General features: G+C 55.1%; 17 protein-coding genes, 1 pseudogene and 1 other annotated feature. Of the genes and pseudogenes, 8 read left to right on the top strand and 10 right to left on the bottom strand.

Annotation, left to right across the window (positions count from 1 at the left end):
• Position 1 precedes the first annotated feature (1 nt).
• The 4 genes from IPM39_00340 to IPM39_00325 form a co-directional block, all read right to left on the bottom strand.
• The gene (locus IPM39_00340; GenBank protein ID MBK8984523.1) at positions 2 to 199 is read right to left on the bottom strand and encodes a hypothetical protein; all 198 of its coding nucleotides are present in this window, start codon (positions 197 to 199) and stop codon (positions 2 to 4) included.
• Between the two features lie 115 nt (positions 200 to 314).
• Positions 315 to 740 carry a response regulator gene (locus IPM39_00335; protein ID MBK8984522.1) on the bottom strand — a complete coding sequence of 142 codons (426 nt, stop codon included), beginning with the start codon at positions 738 to 740 and terminating at the stop codon, positions 315 to 317.
• A 233-nt stretch (positions 741 to 973) separates the two neighbouring features.
• Complete coding sequence (locus IPM39_00330; protein ID MBK8984521.1) at positions 974 to 1,708, bottom strand: MBL fold metallo-hydrolase; 735 nt, start codon at positions 1,706 to 1,708, stop codon at positions 974 to 976.
• 553 nt (positions 1,709 to 2,261) lie between these two features.
• The gene (locus tag IPM39_00325) at positions 2,262 to 2,663 is read right to left on the bottom strand and encodes a response regulator (protein ID MBK8984520.1); all 402 of its coding nucleotides are present in this window, start codon (positions 2,661 to 2,663) and stop codon (positions 2,262 to 2,264) included.
• 173 nt (positions 2,664 to 2,836) lie between these two features.
• Positions 2,837 to 3,116: a binding site (T-box leader), on the top strand.
• Positions 3,117 to 3,174: 58 nt separating this feature from the next.
• Between IPM39_00325 and IPM39_00320 the strand changes: the two genes are divergently transcribed.
• From IPM39_00320 to IPM39_00305, 4 genes are all read left to right on the top strand, one after another.
• On the top strand, positions 3,175 to 3,876 hold the full coding sequence (locus tag IPM39_00320; GenBank protein MBK8984519.1) for a hypothetical protein: 702 nt from the start codon (positions 3,175 to 3,177) through the stop codon (positions 3,874 to 3,876).
• Between the two features lie 61 nt (positions 3,877 to 3,937).
• Positions 3,938 to 7,339 carry an isoleucine--tRNA ligase gene (locus tag IPM39_00315; protein MBK8984518.1) on the top strand — a complete coding sequence of 1,134 codons (3,402 nt, stop codon included), beginning with the start codon at positions 3,938 to 3,940 and terminating at the stop codon, positions 7,337 to 7,339.
• Positions 7,340 to 7,667: 328 nt separating this feature from the next.
• On the top strand, positions 7,668 to 9,746 hold the full coding sequence (locus IPM39_00310; protein ID MBK8984517.1) for a pre-peptidase C-terminal domain-containing protein: 2,079 nt from the start codon (positions 7,668 to 7,670) through the stop codon (positions 9,744 to 9,746).
• Between the two features lie 50 nt (positions 9,747 to 9,796).
• Entirely contained in the window at positions 9,797 to 11,041 is a 1,245-nt protein-coding gene (locus IPM39_00305) for an exonuclease SbcCD subunit D (protein MBK8984516.1), read from the top strand.
• A gap of 25 nt (positions 11,042 to 11,066) precedes the next feature.
• Here the strand turns inward: IPM39_00305 and pgl are convergent, their stop codons facing one another.
• The 6 genes from pgl to IPM39_00275 all read right to left on the bottom strand — a co-directional run bounded on the left by pgl (position 11,067) and on the right by IPM39_00275 (position 15,248).
• Positions 11,067 to 11,837: a 6-phosphogluconolactonase gene (gene pgl, locus IPM39_00300; protein ID MBK8984515.1), complete on the bottom strand. Its 771-nt coding sequence runs from the start codon at positions 11,835 to 11,837 to the stop codon at positions 11,067 to 11,069.
• Positions 11,830 to 12,855 carry a glucokinase gene (gene glk, locus IPM39_00295; GenBank protein ID MBK8984514.1) on the bottom strand — a complete coding sequence of 342 codons (1,026 nt, stop codon included), beginning with the start codon at positions 12,853 to 12,855 and terminating at the stop codon, positions 11,830 to 11,832. Before glk ends, pgl begins: the two co-directional genes overlap by 8 nt.
• 38 nt (positions 12,856 to 12,893) lie before the next feature.
• Positions 12,894 to 13,178 (bottom strand): DUF427 domain-containing protein, encoded by a 285-nt coding sequence (locus tag IPM39_00290; protein ID MBK8984513.1) that lies wholly within the window; start codon positions 13,176 to 13,178, stop codon positions 12,894 to 12,896.
• Between the two features lie 133 nt (positions 13,179 to 13,311).
• A complete protein-coding gene (locus tag IPM39_00285; GenBank protein MBK8984512.1) occupies positions 13,312 to 13,674 on the bottom strand; it encodes a hypothetical protein in 363 nt (120 codons plus the stop codon).
• A gap of 56 nt (positions 13,675 to 13,730) precedes the next feature.
• Positions 13,731 to 14,363: a sigma-70 family RNA polymerase sigma factor gene (locus IPM39_00280; GenBank protein ID MBK8984511.1), complete on the bottom strand. Its 633-nt coding sequence runs from the start codon at positions 14,361 to 14,363 to the stop codon at positions 13,731 to 13,733.
• 135 nt (positions 14,364 to 14,498) lie between these two features.
• Positions 14,499 to 15,248, bottom strand: a complete 750-nt coding sequence (locus tag IPM39_00275; GenBank protein MBK8984510.1) for a response regulator transcription factor — start codon at positions 15,246 to 15,248, stop codon at positions 14,499 to 14,501.
• Positions 15,249 to 15,367: 119 nt separating this feature from the next.
• Between IPM39_00275 and IPM39_00270 the strand changes: the two genes are divergently transcribed.
• From IPM39_00270 to nuoK, 4 genes and pseudogenes are all read left to right on the top strand, one after another.
• Positions 15,368 to 15,799, top strand: a complete 432-nt coding sequence (locus IPM39_00270; GenBank protein MBK8984509.1) for an NADH-quinone oxidoreductase subunit A — start codon at positions 15,368 to 15,370, stop codon at positions 15,797 to 15,799.
• A gap of 186 nt (positions 15,800 to 15,985) precedes the next feature.
• Positions 15,986 to 17,263, top strand: coding sequence for an NADH-quinone oxidoreductase subunit NuoH (gene nuoH / locus IPM39_00265; protein ID MBK8984508.1), 1,278 nt, complete (start codon positions 15,986 to 15,988; stop codon positions 17,261 to 17,263).
• Positions 17,264 to 17,334: 71 nt separating this feature from the next.
• Positions 17,335 to 17,889, top strand: a complete 555-nt coding sequence (locus IPM39_00260; GenBank protein MBK8984507.1) for an NADH-quinone oxidoreductase subunit J — start codon at positions 17,335 to 17,337, stop codon at positions 17,887 to 17,889.
• A pseudogene (nuoK, locus tag IPM39_00255) lies at positions 17,889 to 18,193 on the top strand (NADH-quinone oxidoreductase subunit NuoK). Before IPM39_00260 ends, nuoK begins: the two are co-directional and overlap by 1 nt.
• Positions 18,194 to 18,211: the final 18 nt, after the last annotated feature.

Below are 18,211 nucleotides of genomic sequence, written 5' to 3'. Positions count from 1 at the left end.
ACTATTTCGGCAAAATCTGGGTATCCATAAATTTGTCCAGCCAGATTGCCAGAAAACAAGCAAGAGCCAAAGACGTGAAAAAGAAATAGCCAAAACCGTAGGTATCATAATCTGTGCCAACGGCCAGGAGAATTCCAAATGTGGCCGCTACGCCAAAAGCAAGGGAAACAGCTACCAGAATTAATCGCTTGACGAGCATGATTCTAAGCCTCCAAGAATGTACAGTTCCAAACCTTTGTGGTTTTTATCACAATAATTTTACAAGGCAACTCATTTGTCTGCCAACTCTGCCACCCAATTCCCCAATTGACCTTTTAACCAATCGGTTTTGCGAGGTCCAAAACCTCTCGCACGTGGTGTGTCAGATCTTCTGGCGAAATGGGCTTGGTTAGATATTTAGTGGCTCCCACCCGCAGCCCTTTGTTAATACTGTCCAGATCAGTTTTTGCGCTTAACATAATGATAGGCAGTGTAGACGTTTCTTTTCCCCGACGCAGCTTCTCGCAGACGGCAAATCCATCCATGCCAGGCATCATCACATCTAATAAGACTATGTCCGGCTGGCTCTGTTTAACCTTGTTCAATGCATCATACCCATCTTCAGCTTCGGCAACATTGAAACCGGCACGCACGAGCATCAACCGCAGCAAAGTACGCGCCATAGGCTCATCATCAACGATCAATACCGACTCAGTCAAAATATCTCCCAAAACGTATGAAGAAACGTGTGAAACAGCCATCTATACTCGCAAAGGTCGTAATCTGACATTTTTGTTACCTTGTCAGAAGTCTCACCCCTATTTATTGAGATGATACAAATCAGTGTTTAAAGGATAAAGAGCAGAAGGGAATGATCTTATGGTACGGCCAAACATGTCCCACTCAGGCTGTCTCGAATAGTACTGTATACCTAATTTTATTCGATTCTCATTTTGAGGCAATTTGATTTACCCCTCTATCGCCAGTTTGGGCCTCATTCCGGTAGTTGTGTCAAAGGCAGGCTGATTTCCAGCCCTTCGCGGGACATAAAGGTGCGCGGAAATAGCTGCCTCGTTTTGCCCAATATCTGCTCTACTTCGTCGTCGCTCAGGTCTGGTGAGTAATGAAAGAGGCCGAGATTTTTAACGCCGGCTTCGATGGCTACCTGAGCGGCTTCTAGCCAGGTGCTATGTCCCCAGTCGGAGCGCGCATTTCTTTCTTCGGTGGTGCCAAAGTGGGAATCGTGAATGAGCAGGTCGGCATTGTGGGCTAATTTGAGTACGCCGGCGTCAAACTGGTCATTTTCATGACCAACGTCACTACAATAAGCTAGGACGACGCCGTTGTCTTCAATACGAAAACCAAGACAGCCACCCGGATGGTTCATCAGCGCCGTCTCTACACGGGTGTTTTCGCCAATGATGACGCTTTCGCCGTCAGATATTTCTTTGACCAGCAAGTCGGCCGGCAAAGATTTATAGGCAAAGGGCAGGTAAGGTTCCAGGAATTGGCCGCCGATAATCTCTTCCAACCGCTGCCCAACACGCTTGCGGCCTACCAGCACAAACCGATTGCTGCGTCCCCAGACGGGTGCAAAAAAGGGGAAGCCCTGGATATGGTCCCAGTGTGTATGGCTGATCAAAATGCTGCCGATGATGCGCCCAGGATTGGTTTTGAGCAGATGCTTGCCTAATGAGAGGATGCCTGAACCGGCGTCAAGAATGATCAACTGGTCGTCGGAGGTTCTTACTTCGATGCAAGAGGTGTTTCCGCCAACGCGAATGGTGTCTGGACCTGGGGTGGGGATTGTACCGCGTACTCCCCAAAATCGGATGTACAACTTGTTCCTCGCTGATGATTGGCAGCTAAACAGCCATTAAAAATTTTGGGGCATGTGGTTTATTGTATTCATTCGAGCAATTGCTCCATGAATGCCAAAAAAGCCAGAATGTTTCTCGAGCGATGTTACTTAATTTGGTCACGCGGATCGCTGTATAGGTGATGAATTGATTTGCTTTGAACGGTTGCAGTATAGCAGATTGAAAGGAAGATAGGCAATCTGATTTGCTTGACTGGTTGATCCTGGGTAGGAGGCGTGGTTATTGGCCCAGTACCGGTGAAAGGGCGCAAAAAAGCCCGGCAGTGTGGCGGCCGGGCTTTGGGGTTTGACGGAGCAGTGAAAAAATGTATTGATGCCGGCGTTTTGTTTGCTGACTGTATGGGAAGATTCGCCAGATAGCGTTGCGGTGGGAGGGGGGCGGTTCCTGCCAGACTCCAGGGATTTAGCGGGTGCGTTCCTTGGAATAGCTTCTAATGATCCGTTCGACGCTGTCTATTAATTCCTGGGGACCGAAGGGTTTGGTGATGTAATCATCTACGCGGGCGATGTGTAGGCCTAATACGCGGTCTATGCTCTGCGCTTTGGCGGTGACGACGATGACCGGGATGTCACGCATTTCTTCGGACGCTTTCATTTTTTGGTAGACTTCCCAGCCATCCATTTCCGGCATCATCAGGTCTAACAAAACCAGGTCTGGCTTGATTTCGGCGATTTTGCGTAGGCCTTCGTGCCCGCCAACGGCGCCGGTGACATCGAACCTGTTACGACCTAAGATGAGCTTGACCAAATCGATCATCTCTAATTCATCTTCGATGCAAACCACTTTTTTCAGAGCTTCGGCCATTGCAAATCCTTAGAGCATGTTTATGTGGAGTTTAGGTTTGGAACCCCAAAGTACACGCTAGTACTTCTAAAGATTATCACAAGGACATGGGGTTGTCTACACAATTATACTAAAGTAATGGGGTTGTTTGACTTTCAACGGCCGTTTTGTCATACTATAGCCCAGTTCGATAACAAAAAGCGGTGATGGAGACGAGTAGGGCGTCTGACGTTTGGCAAGCGAGCCTGTGGTGGTGGAAGGCAGGTACAAATGAGCGGCCGAAAATCCCTCCGGAGCTGCTGACTGAAAGGGAAGTGTTCGGTGGACAGTTACCTGAGTAGGCTCAGCCGGATTCGCCCCACGTTAATGGGGCTGCGACAATCAAGGGCGACGGCCGTTTGTTGTTGACTGAGAGCCTGGTGAATACCAGGAATTTGGGTGGTACCACGGAGACTATACGCCTTCGTCCCATTAAGGGATGAAGGCGTTTTTTTGTTTAGTCCCCAATTTGCGTAATCTGCGGGCCATTATTATGCGCTTTATTATCCATGAGCAGCCATTTGAGAAGGCGCTTGCCGCCGGGCAGTACCGGTATGCGCAAGACGGCCGTGCCACCGGCGCTGTCGAAGAGTGGCGGCTGACGGCCGTTACCGATGGCTACCAGTTTTTGCGCGTAGACCTGGACGCGCGCGCTGCGCCATCAGGCCACACCTACTTGTATCACGCGGTGGTTAATCCTGGCGGGCAGGTGGAGCGGTTAAAATATCGTTTTTGGGGTGGTGGGCTGAATGTGGTGGGCGATGTGGTGCTGGAGGAAACGGCCGTGACCGCCACACGTACCCTCAATGGGCAAGATTCAGAGCAAGTTATAGACCTGCCCAAAGGGTATCGCTTCTGGTTTCCGTCGGTAGCCGGGCTGCATTTTGCCGATTGGCGCGGGAACGAGCCGAAAACGGCCGTGACCCTCAACGGCCATATCGGCGCATCCGACACGCTGGCCGTGCAGGAGGTATCATTTACCTATCACATGCTCATCACCGACTACATGGAGATGGAAATTGCGGGCCAATTGCGAAAGTATGTCCCGCATAAGCTGGCCTGGAACGACCAACAGCGCATCATCTGGCGCAGCTATGACGAATCGCGCTGGCCGTTGGGGATGGTGAAGATGGGGGGAGCGTATAAGGAAGAGTTAACGGCCGTAGCCACCCGGCACATTCAATACAAAACATGAAGGTAGGAAGAACGGCCGTTCCTCCCCAATCCGAAATCCGAAATGCGAAATGGAGAAAACAATGGGCTTCAAAGACGTATCCAACAAAGTAGACTTCGTCCAACTCGAACAAGACATCCTAAAATTCTGGCGCGATACCGACGCCTTCAATGAACTGCGCCGCCTACGCGCCCAAACCGAAGCCGAACACGGCATCTACAGCTTCATTGACGGCCCAATCACCGCCAATAACCCCATGGGTGTTCACCACGCCTGGGGCCGCACCTACAAAGACCTCTACCAGCGTTACCACGCCATGCAAGGCAAAAACGAACGCTGGCAAAATGGCTTCGACTGCCAGGGCCTCTGGGTGGAAGTTAACGTCGAAAAGCGGCTCGGTTTCAACAGCAAGCGCGAAATCGAAAAATTTGGCCTGGCGAAATTTACCAACGAATGCAAGCACCAGGTTCTCAACTACGCGGCCGTGCAAACCGAACAATCCATCCGCCTGGGCTATTGGATGGACTGGAACGATACGGCCGTTCTCCGCCAACTCCGCGACATGCTCACCGAAGACCCTTACCAGCAAGTCACCGTGCAGGGGCCACATGGCCCTGTCACCGGCACAGTCGAACAGGTCGTCGGGCAGTTGGGCATGCCCCAGATGGGCGGCTCCTACTTCACCTTCAGCGACGAAAACAACTACCAGATTTGGGCCTTCCTCAAAAAATGTTTCGATCGCGGCTGGGTGTACAAAGGGCGCGACGTGATGCCCTGGTGCGCCCGCTGCGGCACCGGCATCAGCCAGCACGAAATCGTCACCGAAGGCTACCAGGAAGTCACCCACGACTCGGTTTTTGTGCGCTTCCCGCTGCTGGGCCGCGACAAAGAAGCCTTGCTCGTCTGGACGACCACACCCTGGACGCTGACCAGCAACGTCGCCGCGGCCGTTGGCCCCGAACTCACCTATGTCAAAGTCCAGGCTGAAGATGGCTGGACCTACTACCTGGCCGAAGAAGCGATGAAACAATCGCTCACCGGCAAAGCGGAAGTGGTGGAACGGTTGACCGGCATAGACATGATCGGCTGGCAATACAGCGGCCCGTTTGACGAACTGCCGGCCGCGCAGCAAGCCTTTGCTGAGGCTGGGTATACCCATCGCGTCATCCCCTGGAAAGAGGTCGGCGCGGCGGAAGGGACAGGCATCGTCCACATCGCCCCCGGCTGCGGCGCGGAGGACTTTGAGCTGGGCAAGGAGTACAACCTGCCGGTGATTGCGCCGCTGGACGAAAACGGCATCTACAAGGGCGGCTTTGATTGGCTGAACGGCCGTTCCGCTCACGACGTCGCCCCTGACATCTTCCAAAACATGCAAGAGAAAGGGGTCTACTACCGCAAACAGCGCTACGCCCACCGCTACCCCCACTGCTGGCGCTGCGGCAACGAACTGGTCTACCGGCTGGTGGACGAATGGTTCATCAACATGGGCACGCTCTACGACAAACCGCGCAGCGAAGTGACGTCGCAAGAAAAAGCGGCCAGCTTCCGCTACCAGATCATGGACTCTGTAGACCAGGCCAACTGGTATCCCAGCTTTGGCTACGACCGCGAGCAAGATTGGCTGCGCAACATGCACGACTGGATGATCAGCAAAAAGCGGTACTATGGCCTGGCGCTGCCCATCTACGAGTGCGGCGAATGCGGCCATTTTCACGTCGTCGGCAGCCGTGAGGAATTGGCCGAGCGCGCCGTGGCCGGTTGGGAGGAATTCGACGGCCACACGCCCCATCGCCCCTTCATTGATGCCGTCAAAATCGCCTGTCCCAACTGCGGCGCGCCCGTCGAGCGCATCAAAGACGTGGGCAATCCCTGGTTAGACGCAGGCATCGTCGGCATCAGCACCATCCATTACAGCACCGACCGCGCCTACTGGGAGAAGTGGTATCCGGCCGATTGGATCAGCGAAAGTTTCCCCGGCCAGTTCCGCAACTGGTTTTACAGCCTGCTGGCCCAAAGCACCCTCATGGCCGATGGGGTGGGGCCGTTTAAGAACCTGTTTGGATATGCGACGCTGCAAGCCGAAGACGGCCGTGACATGCACAAATCCTCCGGCAACATGATCGAATTCAACGAAGCGGCCGACAAAATGGGCGCGGACACCATGCGCTGGCTCTACGCCAGCTGCCGCCCCGAACAAAATCTACGCTTCGGCTACCACACCGGCGACGAAACCCGCCGCCGCTTCCTCATCCCCCTGTGGAATGTCTATTCCTTCTTCGTCAGCTACGCGCAGCTAGACAACTGGCAACCCGGTGCGGATTTCGGCTCCGACGATCCGAAATCCGAAATCCGAAATCCGAAATCTCAAATGGACCGCTGGATTGTGGCCCGGCTGGACGAGACGACGCTGGCGACGCGGGCGGCGCTGGACGTGTATGATTCGGAAAAGGCGACGCAGGTGCTGGAAGCGTATCTGGATGATTTGAGCAACTGGTACGTGCGCCGTTCGCGCCGCCGTTTCTGGAAGAGCGAGGGCGACGACGATAAACGGGCGGCTTACGCCACGCTGCATGATGTGTTGGTGCAATACATCAAACTGCTGGCCCCCTTTGTGCCTTTTGTGACCGAGGCTATGTATCAAAATCTGGTGCGCGGTGTGGATGAAAACGCCCCGGCCAGCGTCCACCACTGCTTCTACCCGCAGGCGGATGCGGCGGCCCTGGACCAGGCTTTGCTGGCGAAGATGCGGCTGGCGATTGTGACGGCTGGCCTGGGCCGGGCGGCGCGCGGCGCGGCCGACGTGAAGCTGCGCCAGCCGTTGGCCAAAGCCCGCGTCAACGTGGGCAGCCAGCAGGAACAGGCCGACTTGTTGGAATTGGCCGATGTGCTGCAAGAGGAAATCAATGTCAAAGAAATCGAGATCGTCTCGGAAGTGGGCGAGTTGGTGGATTATAAGCTGCTGCCCAACAGCCGGGCGCTGGGGCCGAAGTTCGGCAAGGATTTTCCGCGCATCCGCCAGGCGTTAGAGGCGTTGGACCCGGCGTGGGCGGCGCGGCAGCTTCAGGCGGGCGAGAATTTGGTGGTGGATTTGGGCGGTGACAAAACGGCCGTCTTAACCGCCGACGATGTGTTGGTGCAAACCGAAGCGCGCGGCGGCCTGGCCGTCGCCAGCGACAAGGGCGTGACTGTGGCCGTAGACATCCACCTGACGCCGGAACTGGTGCAGGAAGGCTATGCCCGTGATCTGGTGCGGGCCATTAACACCATGCGCAAAGAGGCCGGGCTGGAGATTTCCGACCGGATAGACCTGGGCTATGTGGCCGATGGCGCTGTGGCGGCGGCGCTGGTGAACTTTGCCGGGTACGTGCAGCAGGAGACATTGGCGCTGACGGTTACGGCCGTTTCCCTACCCAACCCCGATTACCAGCAAACCATCGCTATCGGCGTACAAGAGGTGGTGTTGTCGCTGCGTAAATCAGCCTGACGGCTACCAATGCTTGAGCGTTTGGCAGCAGGGCGATTTTCAAAATCGCCCTGCTCTGGTGAAACCCAAAATAATGACATCGGGTCCCCGGCGCTGCCAGTCGTCGGGGACCTTGGCGCAGCTCTTGTTTGCGCCCATTCCGTCTCTTTGTACAATCCCAGGGTGGCTAAACGGCAATTTTATACGATCCTCGTTGTCCCCCGGCTTGCGCCGCAGAAGAGTTTCTGAGCGCAGCCCACCACCACGAATGAAAAGCGAGAGCGAGAGGAAGAATTCGGGCAATACTCTAACTCTAGCTCTGGCTTTAGCTATTTTCAACGGAGTTTTTATGCGTTCTTTTCTGGTATTTACAACCGTACTGATGGTGGCCTTATTGGGGGCAGCGGCCTGGGTTGGCGCGCAAGATAGCGGCGATGTGCAGCCTACAGCGACAGCGGGAAATGCCTGGGTTCCGGTTGTACCGAACGATGCCGAAGCGCCAGAATTCACGATGGGGGACCCAACGGCCGTCAATCCTCTCAACGGCATGGTCCTGGCCCTTGTGCCCATGTCGCCCGACGACGTGCGGCCGGCCAGCAACTTTTGCAGTTCGGCCAGGTCGCTCTCGTTAATTCCGCTCACCGTGCCGGCCGCCAGCCAGACCAATGTCGCCAGCTTCACCACCTCGGCCGATGATCCGGCGCTAACCTGCATGTGGGGGTCTAATCCCCCCAGCAGCCAGGGTTTTCGCACAGCGTGGTATCAGTTCACCACTGATTACAATGGCCTGGTGACCATCAACACCCGTACCTCGGCTTACGATACCATTCTGGGTGTGTTTACCGGCTCATGCGGCGCGGCTTTGCTGCTGCCAGTGGCCTGTAACGACGACACCTCTGGTCTGGCTTCGGAAGTGACCTTTGCTGTGCAGCGCGGCGTGACCTATTACGTAGAAGTGGCCGATTGGCAGCCCGGCGCATTGGGTAGTACGCTGCTGCTAAACTTGCAGGCGGCCTATGTGACGCCGTTGGTGTCTAATTGGACCAATGTGGGTTTTGTCTCCGCGCCAGCCGCGCCGGTCAGCCGCCACGCGACGGCCGTTGTTGGCTCCGATATCTACATGGTGGGCGGGCTGACGACCAATTCATTCCTCACCAACGGATTTTACCGTTACCAGACGACCAACAACACCTGGACAGCGCTTAACCCGATACCGGGGTCTGGATTTGTCAACACAACGGCCGCTTATGTGGACGCGACCCAAAGAATTTACGTGCCTGGCGGCAGTATCAGCGCCCAGGATTCAGCGTACAGCAACCTTCATTGGTTGTATGACGTGTCCGGCGGTTTTTGGCAGCAGGCAGCGGCCGTGCCTCTGAGCAGTGGACAACCGTTTGCCTATGCGACGGCCGTCGCCAACGACAGCCCGGCTGGTTATTACCTGTTGGGCGGCATCGAAGGGCCGGGTTGGCCGCTGACCAATGTGGTCACAGACACCAATACCATCCGCGATGATGTATTGTTCTACACGCCTGCCTCCAATACCTGGACTACCTGGCCCTCGCTCAACGCAAGCCGTTACGGGCATACAGCGGCGCGAATTGGCGGCCGAATCTGTGTGGCCGGCGGTTTTACCTGGAATCCGAGCGGCACTTTGCCGGTGGCTTTGCTGACAACCGGCGAATGCGCCGATGCCTCTACGCCAACCGCCTGGATCAATACCGGGGATATGCAGATTCCCCGTTATTTTGCGCATGGCGCTGTGGGGCCAGACGGCCGTTGGTATGTGTATGGCGGCATTGATGTCAATGGCAAAGCCGTGCCCGAAGTGGAATTTTATGACCCGACCACCAACTCCTGGTATCTGCTAGATTATCTGTACGACCTTAACAACCGTCAGCCGGGCGAACCGGCGCTGACGTGGCCGCGTGGCGGTTTTGTGGGCAATACCTTGTGGGCATTGGGCGGCAGCTTTGATTATTCCGGCAATTCACCCAATCCCCTGATCAAAAAGATGGCGATACCCATTCGCGGCAATCTGTACCTGCCCGTTGTTGCCAGCGGCAGCCCCGAAAACTTCACCTTTGCTACTGCCCATTACCTGCCTCTGGCGCAGGTTCGCTCGCAAAACATCGCTTCGGCCACAGACCGCCACCGTTTTTATCAGATTAACCTGTCTCAGGGGCAGTCTATACGGATTGATCTGACGGTTCCGTCTGGCGAGGATCTCGACTTGTATTTGTATGATGGCAATAAGGTGATCTGGGGCGTCAGCGACGCGCCTTTCCAGGGTGTAGCGGAGCAGATTTGCCTGCGGAATTTGCAGGCGGGCAGTTATTTCATCATGGTGCAGCATGTTATACCCAACGTGCCAGACAGCAGTAAGCAGTTTCAGGCAGCGGTCTGGCCGGTGGCTGGCTGCCCATGAGTCTACAACCTGAGGATTTCTGAAGCCGACAAAGTTTAAGGAAGGTGTAGATGTTTAACAAAAGTTTGCGTATTTTGCATTTTGCCGATGCTCATATTGACATTGCCAATTACGGCCGTCATGACCCCCAGACTACCCTGCCCATCCGGGTGATGGATTTTTTGCAATCGTTGGACCAGATTGTGGATACGGCCGTGGCGGAACCGGTAGACCTGGTCATCTTTGCCGGTGACGCCTACAAAGACCGCAATCCGCAGCCCACCTTCCAGCGCGAATGGGGCAAACGCATCATGCGCCTGTCGCAGGCCGGCATTCCTACCCTGCTGCTGGTGGGCAACCACGACGTTTCGCCGGCGGCCGGCCGTGCCCACACCTTGCACGAATTTGCCACCCTGGGTGTACCCCACATCCACGTCGCCGATACCATCCGCCTGTTTGGCCCCGACGAGTTGGGCGTCGCGGCGCAGATTATTGCCGTGCCCTGGGTCTCTACCAGCCGCTTCATGGCTTATGAAGAATTGTCCGGCAAAGCCCGCGAGACGCTGCTGGCCGAAGCCGAAGACGTGGTAGCCCAGCGGGTCGCCAGCCTTATCGAGCAGGCGGACCCCGACTTGCCCCTGATCCTGACGGCCCACGCCAGCGTGCAAGGTGCGGTCTACGGCAGCGAACGGGCGGTGATGTTGGGGCATGAACTGGTTCTCAGCGGCAGCCTGGTCAACGATAAGCGGCTGGATTACGTGGCGTTGGGCCACATCCACAAGCACCAATGCCTGTCGGCAAAGGGCAGCCAGCCGCCGGTGGTGTATCCCGGTTCCATTGAGCGCATTGACTTTGGCGAGGTGAACGAGCATAAAGGGTTTGTGCTGGCGACGGTCAGCCGGGGCAAAACGGAGTGGGCGTTCCAACGGCTGAATACGCGCCGTTTTTTGGATATGAAAGTGGATACGGCCGTGGCCGATACCTTCATGGCCGACATCATGCGCCAAATGCCGGCGCCGGAAAAGGTGGCAGGAGCAATTTGCCGGGTGCAGTTGAGTTATCCACAAGATTGGGAGCCGCTGCTGGACGAGAATGCCCTCAATGACTATTTTGCCACTGCCCTGAGCGTGCAAATTCAAAAGCACCGCCATCTGGAAAAACGCGCCCGCCTGGGCGATACAGTGGCGGTGGAGGAACTGACGCCGGCCGATTTGTTGGCAGCTTATTGGCGTTCCAGCGGGATGGGCCAGGCGGAAATCGAAGAGATGCAGGTTTTGGCGGCCGAGGTGTTGGGAATGGGGAAGGATGAAGGGTGAAGGGTGAAGGATTAGTTGTTCGCTTTTAGCTGGTTTTGGGTTGTGGTGCGGCGGCGGATTGGTCGAGGAGCCAGGTAATCTGGCCGGTGGTGGGGTGGATGCGTTGGGCGGGCCATTGTTCGGCGGCGGGGGGGCCGTGCAGGACGGCCGTTACCGCCTGCGCTTTGTTTGCCCCGGTGACCAAAAAGAGAATATGGCTGGCGTCGTTGAAGACCAGGGGCGTTAATGTCAGGCGGTGGGCGGGACGGCCGTCGTAGTTGGCGGTGACGGCGATGACGGGGTGAGTGCGTTCGCCTGGTGCGATGGGGCCGGGAAAGAGGGAGGCAGTGTGGCCGTCGCTGCCCAGGCCCATCAAGGCCAGGTCCAGGCGCGGCCAGGCATGACCGGCGGGGGCAAGTTGGTGCAGTTGGTGGGCATAATCGGTGACGGCCGTTTCCGGGTCTAGCTCCCCTTTGGCGCGGTGGATGTTGGCGGCGGGAACCGGCACGTGCTGGAGCAGCAAATCGGCGGCCAGTTTGTAATTGCTGCCGGGGTCGTCTGGCGGGACCAGGCGCTCATCGCCCCAAAAAATGTGGCTGCTGCGCCAGAACGCGCGCTGCGCATAGTCAGGCTGGCTGAGGCGTTGGAAGAGGGCTTGTGGTGTGCTGCCCCCGGAGAGAGCGGTCAGGAAACGGCCGTGTTGGGCGACGGCCGTCGCGGCGATAGTCACAAACAGCCGCGCCGCCGCTTCTACCAGCGCCGCCGCGTCGGCAAAAACATGCACCGTCGGCGCAGCGCCCCACTCCCGACTATCCACTCACAGCTTCCAGTTGCTCTTTCTTCTTTTTCTTCCGCAGCGGGTGGTTGAGTCCATAATATGCCGCGCCATATAGGGCGGATTTAGGATTGCGGATGACATGGATCGGCATTTTTTGCATCAGGCCGGAGAAGCGCCCTTTGCTGCTAAAAACCTCCAGGAAGCGGGGCTGCTGCAATTGGGGCAAAATGCGCGGCGGGATGCCGCCGCCCAGGTAAACGCCGCCGGTAGACAACACCTTCAAGGCCAGATTGCTGGCTTCGTCGGCCAGAATATCCAGAAACAGGTCCAGCGTGGCGACGCAAATCGGTTCGCTGCTCTCCAGGGCGGCGTTGATGATTACCGGTGTGGGGTCTATGGCGGCCACCAGCGCCTGGCGCAGCCAGTCTGGCTCTTCGTAGCGGCCGGAGTGACGCAGGCTGCCATACAGGTTGGGGATGCCGCTGCCGGAACAGACGCGCTCCACGCTCACGTGGTCAAATTTGGCGAGCATGTAGGTGAGCAGTTCCATTTGTTCGTCGTTGATGGGACCGAAAGAGACATGACCGCCTTCGGAGGGATGGGCCTGGTAGGAACGGCCGTCCCACACCAGGAACGCCTCTCCCAGGCCGGTCCCTGGCGCAATGACGGCTATCGCGCCGTTGGGCAGGGGTTCACCGGTATTGAGCGTTATCAAATCGTCGGCCGTCAGGTAGGGAATGGCGCTGGCAATAGCTTCCAGGTCGTTGAGCAGAAATACCTGGGGGAAGCCAAAAGCCGCTTGAATGGCCGCCGCATCTATGACCCAGGGCAGGTTGGTGATGGCTGAACGGCCGTTGACCACCGGCCCGGCGACGCCAAAACAGGCGCTGGTTATCGGTTCGGCCGTCTCCTTGAGAAAGGCCAGAATCACATCTTCCAGCGAGGCAAAATCCCGATTCCAAAAGGTGACTTCGTGCTGCGGGTGCAGCGTGTTCAATTCTGTGGCGAACAGCGCCAACACTGTTTTGGTGCCGCCAATATCACCGGCTAAGAGCATGATGGTTCCTCTGTCGCTAAAGTTCGCTAAATGTGCCTTCAGGATTCTACTTGAACCCCACGCCAGAAGGCAATATGGTCTTTGATATTGCTGGCGGCTGGTTTGGGGTCGGGGTAATACCAGGCTGCGCCTTTGTTGACCTGACCTCCCACGACGACATCGTAATAGCTGGCGACGCCTTTCCAGGGGCAAGTGGTGTGGGTGGTATTGGGTTGAAAATATTCCCGTTTGATGCTGTTGGGTGGAAAGTAATGATTGCCTTCGACGATTTCCGTCTGATTACTTTCGGCGATGATGACGCCATTCCAGATAGCTTTGGTCATTAAAATTCTCCTTGAAAATAGCTAGAGCAAGAGCTAGAGTATTGCCCGAATTCTTCCTCTCGCTCTTGCTTTTCATTCGTGGTGGATGCAGCCCACTCATGAAGTCTTCTTGGGATAGTCGGGCCTGGGGGAATCAGGCCAAATCGGTTTGTAAAATACGGAGGAGCGCTTCGTACTCTTCGTGACAGTCGGGACATAACTCCAGGTGACGCTGCACGTAAGGCATGAGCATGGCGGCTTCTTCATTGCTGGTGACCAGTTCGACGTATTCGTCGAGAAAGTCGAACGTTTCAGCGCAGGTGCAAATGCCTGAGTTGGTTTGTTCCAGCATGTGCATCAGGTGTTTGATATGTTCTTCATTTAAGCTAGGGTTGTCACCTGACGCGGGTTTGTACTCTGGATGGTTGGCGACTGGCGGGTTTGCTGGCGTTGGTGTGTCCCGGCGACGGCCGTTTGCCTTTAGTAAATGGATGAGCCTTACAATTAAGTTTGTCATTTGCTATGTTTGATGCAGCCGGTTCTAAACTTCTTACCTGTTGTTAAGGAATGAATTTACTCGAATAAGGCGATGACTTCTTCTGGCGTCAGCCCTTCTTCGGCCAGACGTTGTTTAAGGCGTAGGCGGGCATCGTGGAGCATTTTGTAGACGGCGTTGGGTTTCATGCTCATTTGGCGGGCAACTTCTGGGGTGGATAGACCTTTGATAACGGCCGTTTCCATCACTTCGCGTTGTTTTTCCGTCAACTCCTCGGCAATCAGGCGGTTCACCAGGGTCATCATTTCGGCCCGTTCGGTGGCGCTTTCTGGCTGTGGCGATGGGTCGGCCATCAATCTAGGGGTGTAGTTTCCACTTTCTGTGTCAGTCAGGCCATCCAGCGAACTGTCTTGCCATCGTTTGCGCCGCAGTTCTGTCAGAGCAACCGAGATGGCAATTTTGTGCGCCCAGGTGGTGAACTGGCTGCGGCCGGCGAAGCTGTTCAGATTAGCCAAAATTTTGAGCAGGGCTTCTTGCACGAAATCTTCCGCCTGAGTGGCAAACTCAGGCGCAGATGTATTTACCTGATTGAGCAGGCCATGTTGTAAACCAGAGAGCAGAAGGTGTTGTAAATCACCGATGGCCGTTTCATAGGGCGGGCCATGGGTGGTTAGATCATGCAGCCATTGCTCATTTGTTCGTTTAGACACGAGCGTCCTTTGGTGTGGCGCGTCAGACAGGGTGTGCGCCGTGCCCACCTTTGTGTTGGCATTGGTAATGGGTTGGTTGGTTGGGGGTTCGCGGCCGTATGCTGCCGCGTATACGGCCGTTTTGTCGTTCGCCGCCTAATCAAGCGCCGCATTGGCTAAACCGCTGGGCTTAGATTCCAGAATGGCGTTAAAGCGATAGCCAACGCCACGCTCGGCCACAATGTAACTGGGTTCGTTGGGATTGACTTCGATCTTTCGTCTCAAGCGGTGGACGTGGACGTGCAGGCGGTCTTCCTGGGCGTCTTGGAGGGGCCAGATACGGTTCAGCAGAAACTCGGTGGTGACAATACGGCCGGCATTGCGGACCAGAATGTAGAGCAATTTGGTTTCGGTGGGTGTCAGGGAGACTGTTTCTCCTTCCACCAGGGCTTCGCGGTTGGGAAAGTTGATCAGAAGCCGTTCGTCAATGCGGGTTGTAGAATCCAGAGTGTAGGTGTAGTCACCCATGCGCCGTAAAACACGCTTGACGCGGGCAACCAGTTCATTGGGGTTAAACGGTTTGATGATGTAATCTTCGGCGTATTGTTCAATACCCTGAATGATGGTGTCTTCGCTGTTCACGGCCGTCAACATAATAATGGGCATGTCACTAAATTCACGCACGGCGTGGCAAAACTCAAACCCACTCATCACCGGCATGTGCAAATCCACAATTGCCAGGTGCGGGATACCATGCCGGTTGATCACTTTGAGGGCGTCTTTGCCAGAAACGGCCGTTGTTACCTGGAAACCTGCTTGCTCCAAAGTGTGTTGCACAATGCGCAGTGTAAACGTGTTGTCATCTACCGCCAGTATCCGTTGTATTTCTAGATCGGTTTCAAGCATAAGAGCCTCTCTCTTTGGGGTATTGGTTCGTGCCAAAAAGTATACTCAAATCATATCACAAATTAAAGGGGTTGCGCTTGCCAAGAATAAGCTGTGCAAAATCGAATCTACTTTTGCCCATGTTCTTTGCATGTGTTATAAATGGGACAGATTTCACAAACACTCATTTTTGCAAAGGAACAGGAGGACGTTTAGTGTCGCAAGATTGGCAATTTGTCGCATGGTTTTTCATATTGTCACCCATTTTCCCGGCGGCTCCTGTCATTCTGAACCATCTACTCGGCCCGAAAAAGCCAAACCCCATCAAACAACAAACCTACGAATGTGGTATTGAGACGGTGGGTAGTTCTTGGGTGCAATTTAAGGTTCAGTATTACATTTATGCCCTGGTATTTGTCATTTTTGACGTTGAAGCTGTCTTCCTTTTCCCCATTGCGGTGGCTTATGACCGACTAACATTGTTTGGCGTTATGGCCGCAGTGTTGTTTATCTTCCTATTAGCCGATGGTCTGGCCTACGCCTGGAATCGGGGCGCTCTCGAGTGGGTTTAACATAAACGGCATTGTTCGGTACGTTAAGAGATAGAGTTTGAACCAGACTCTATCTTTTTTACTGTATTTCACCTTTTGCCAAGACGAAACAGGTAATACGCTGATGATTTTGACATCTTATCTGTACGCCAATTTCTGCGCCTGCGCATAGTTGAAATTGGGATTGGCAGAGCAGGGAGTAACCATATGAGCTTTAATTTTCTCGAGTTTTTAAAGAGTCTGGTAAGCCTGACAGTTTCCAGTTATTTGCGAGAACTCTGGGGCGACCAGCCGTGGGTGAATGTGGTGATGGATATTTTAGGCGTCGTCATCATCTCCACGTTTTGTTTGCTCATTGTGATCTTCCTCATCTGGCTAGAACGGAAAGTGATTGCCCGTATTCAGCGCCGTATCGGCCCCAATCGTGTCGGCGGGCGCTATGGCCTGCTGCAAACCGTAGCCGATGTCATCAAGCTGCTGATCAAAGAGGATATTACCCCGACCGGCGCTGATCGCGTGGCTTATTTGTTGGCTCCTTTTCTGACGGTTATGGCCGCCTTGATTGTGTGGGCCATTATGCCGTTTGCGCCTGGGGTGATTGGCGTTGATTTAAACATTGGCGTTTTCTTTTTTATGGCGGTTAGTTCTGTCTCGGTTGTGGCGCTGCTGCTGGCAGGCTGGGGTTCCAACAACAAGTACGCGCTGTTGGGTGCGTTTCGTTCTGTTGCCCAGCTTGTCAGCTATGAAGTGCCGATGATATTGGCGCTGTTGGTGCCGATTTTGCTGGCGCGTTCGATGTCTACAGTAGCTATTGTGGATGCGCAAACCATTCCTTATTTATTGGTAGCGCCGTTGGCCGCCTTTATTTTCTTTCTTTCTTCGCTGGCAGAAACTGGCCGCACGCCGTTTGACTTGCTCGAAGCGGAGTCGGAAATTGTCGCTGGGTTTCACGTTGAGTACGGCGGCATGAAGTTTGGCATGTTTTTCCTGGCGGAATTTGTCAGCACGTTGTTCATGTCGGGCTTTTTTGCGACGGTATTTTTAGGCGGGTATCGCTTTTTTGGTCTGGAGACGCTGGTCATTGGCGATGGCTGGGCGATTGGTAATTTGTTGGGGCTGGTCATCTTTTTTGTGAAGATGTTTGCCGTTTATTTTGTGTATATCTGGATTCGTGGAACGCTGCCCCGCGTGCGTGTGGACCAGATTTTGGACTTCAACTGGAAGTTTTTGGTCCCGTTGTCGTTGGCGCTGGTGTTGGTAACGGCCGTTTTAGACAAACTCTTACCCGCCACATTCAACGACTTTGCCCGCGCCGGCGCGCACCTGACGGCCAATGTGGTCATCGCCATGATCACCATTGAGATTTTGCGCGCTCATGCCCGTCGCCAACGGCGGTTGGCCGGTGGTCCATCCGATCCAGAAGCAGCAGCCGGTAGCGGCGATCATGGACATCATGATACGGCCGTTGCAGCCCACGAAGCCTGACGGCGGCTCCCACTGGTACCCCAGGACCGCCCCCCCATAGTAAACCTGTTTTTTAGGGAGAAGTTCAACACATGGTTGAGCAAATAATTTTTATTCTTGTTAGCGCCTTCACGTTAAGCATGGCGGTCGTTGTGGTCACTAAGCGCAATTTGTTTCATGCGGCGCTGGCCCTGATGGCTACCTTCTTAGGCGTTGCTGGCCTGTACGCCATGCTCGACGCCGGATTTTTGGCGGCGGCGCAGTTATTGGTCTACATCGGCGCTATTTCCATTCTGGTGATCTTCGCCATTATGATGACGCGCCGCTTGATGCAGACAGATGAGCCAGCCTTTAATTCGCAAGCTGGATTTGCACTGGTAACGGCCGTCCTCAGCTTTGGCATTCTATTTTGGGTGTTTTTTATGTTCCGCGATTTTTGGCCCGTTGTGCCGAACGCGGCCGTACCGCTGGCTTCCCGCACCCAAATCCCCCAAGAAATGATCCAAGACTCCGTCGCCATGATGGGGCGCGCTTTTGTAGACCCTGCGGGTTACGTGCTGCCTTTTGAAATTGCTTCGATTCTCTTGTTGGCTGCCCTGGTAGGGGCAATTATCGTAGCCTGGCCGAAAGCGGAGGATAAGGCATGATTCCCTTATCTTGGTACCTCATTGTTGCGGCGCTCTTGTTTTGTATTGGCCTGTACGGGGTCATGGCCCGGCGCAACGCTGTGGCTATTTTGATGGCTGTCGAGTTGATGTTGAACGCGGTTAACATCAATCTGGTCGCCTTTGGCGGTATACGGCGCCCAACCAGCCTGTGGGCCTGGTGTGGGCGGTGTTTGTGCTAACGGTGGCGGCAGCGGAAGCGGCCGTTGGTCTGGCGCTGATCATCTCCATCTATCGTCGCCGTGACTCGGTGATCGCCGAAGAATTGGACACGTTAAGAAACTAAAGCGCGCAACGTTGATTG

It is taken from the genome of Candidatus Leptovillus gracilis, from assembly GCA_016716065.1.
Taxonomy (GTDB): domain Bacteria; phylum Chloroflexota; class Anaerolineae; order Promineifilales; family Promineifilaceae; genus Leptovillus; species Leptovillus gracilis.
Note: the sequence above shows the minus strand (reverse complement) of the source record. Positions and strands in the feature narration are given on the sequence as shown.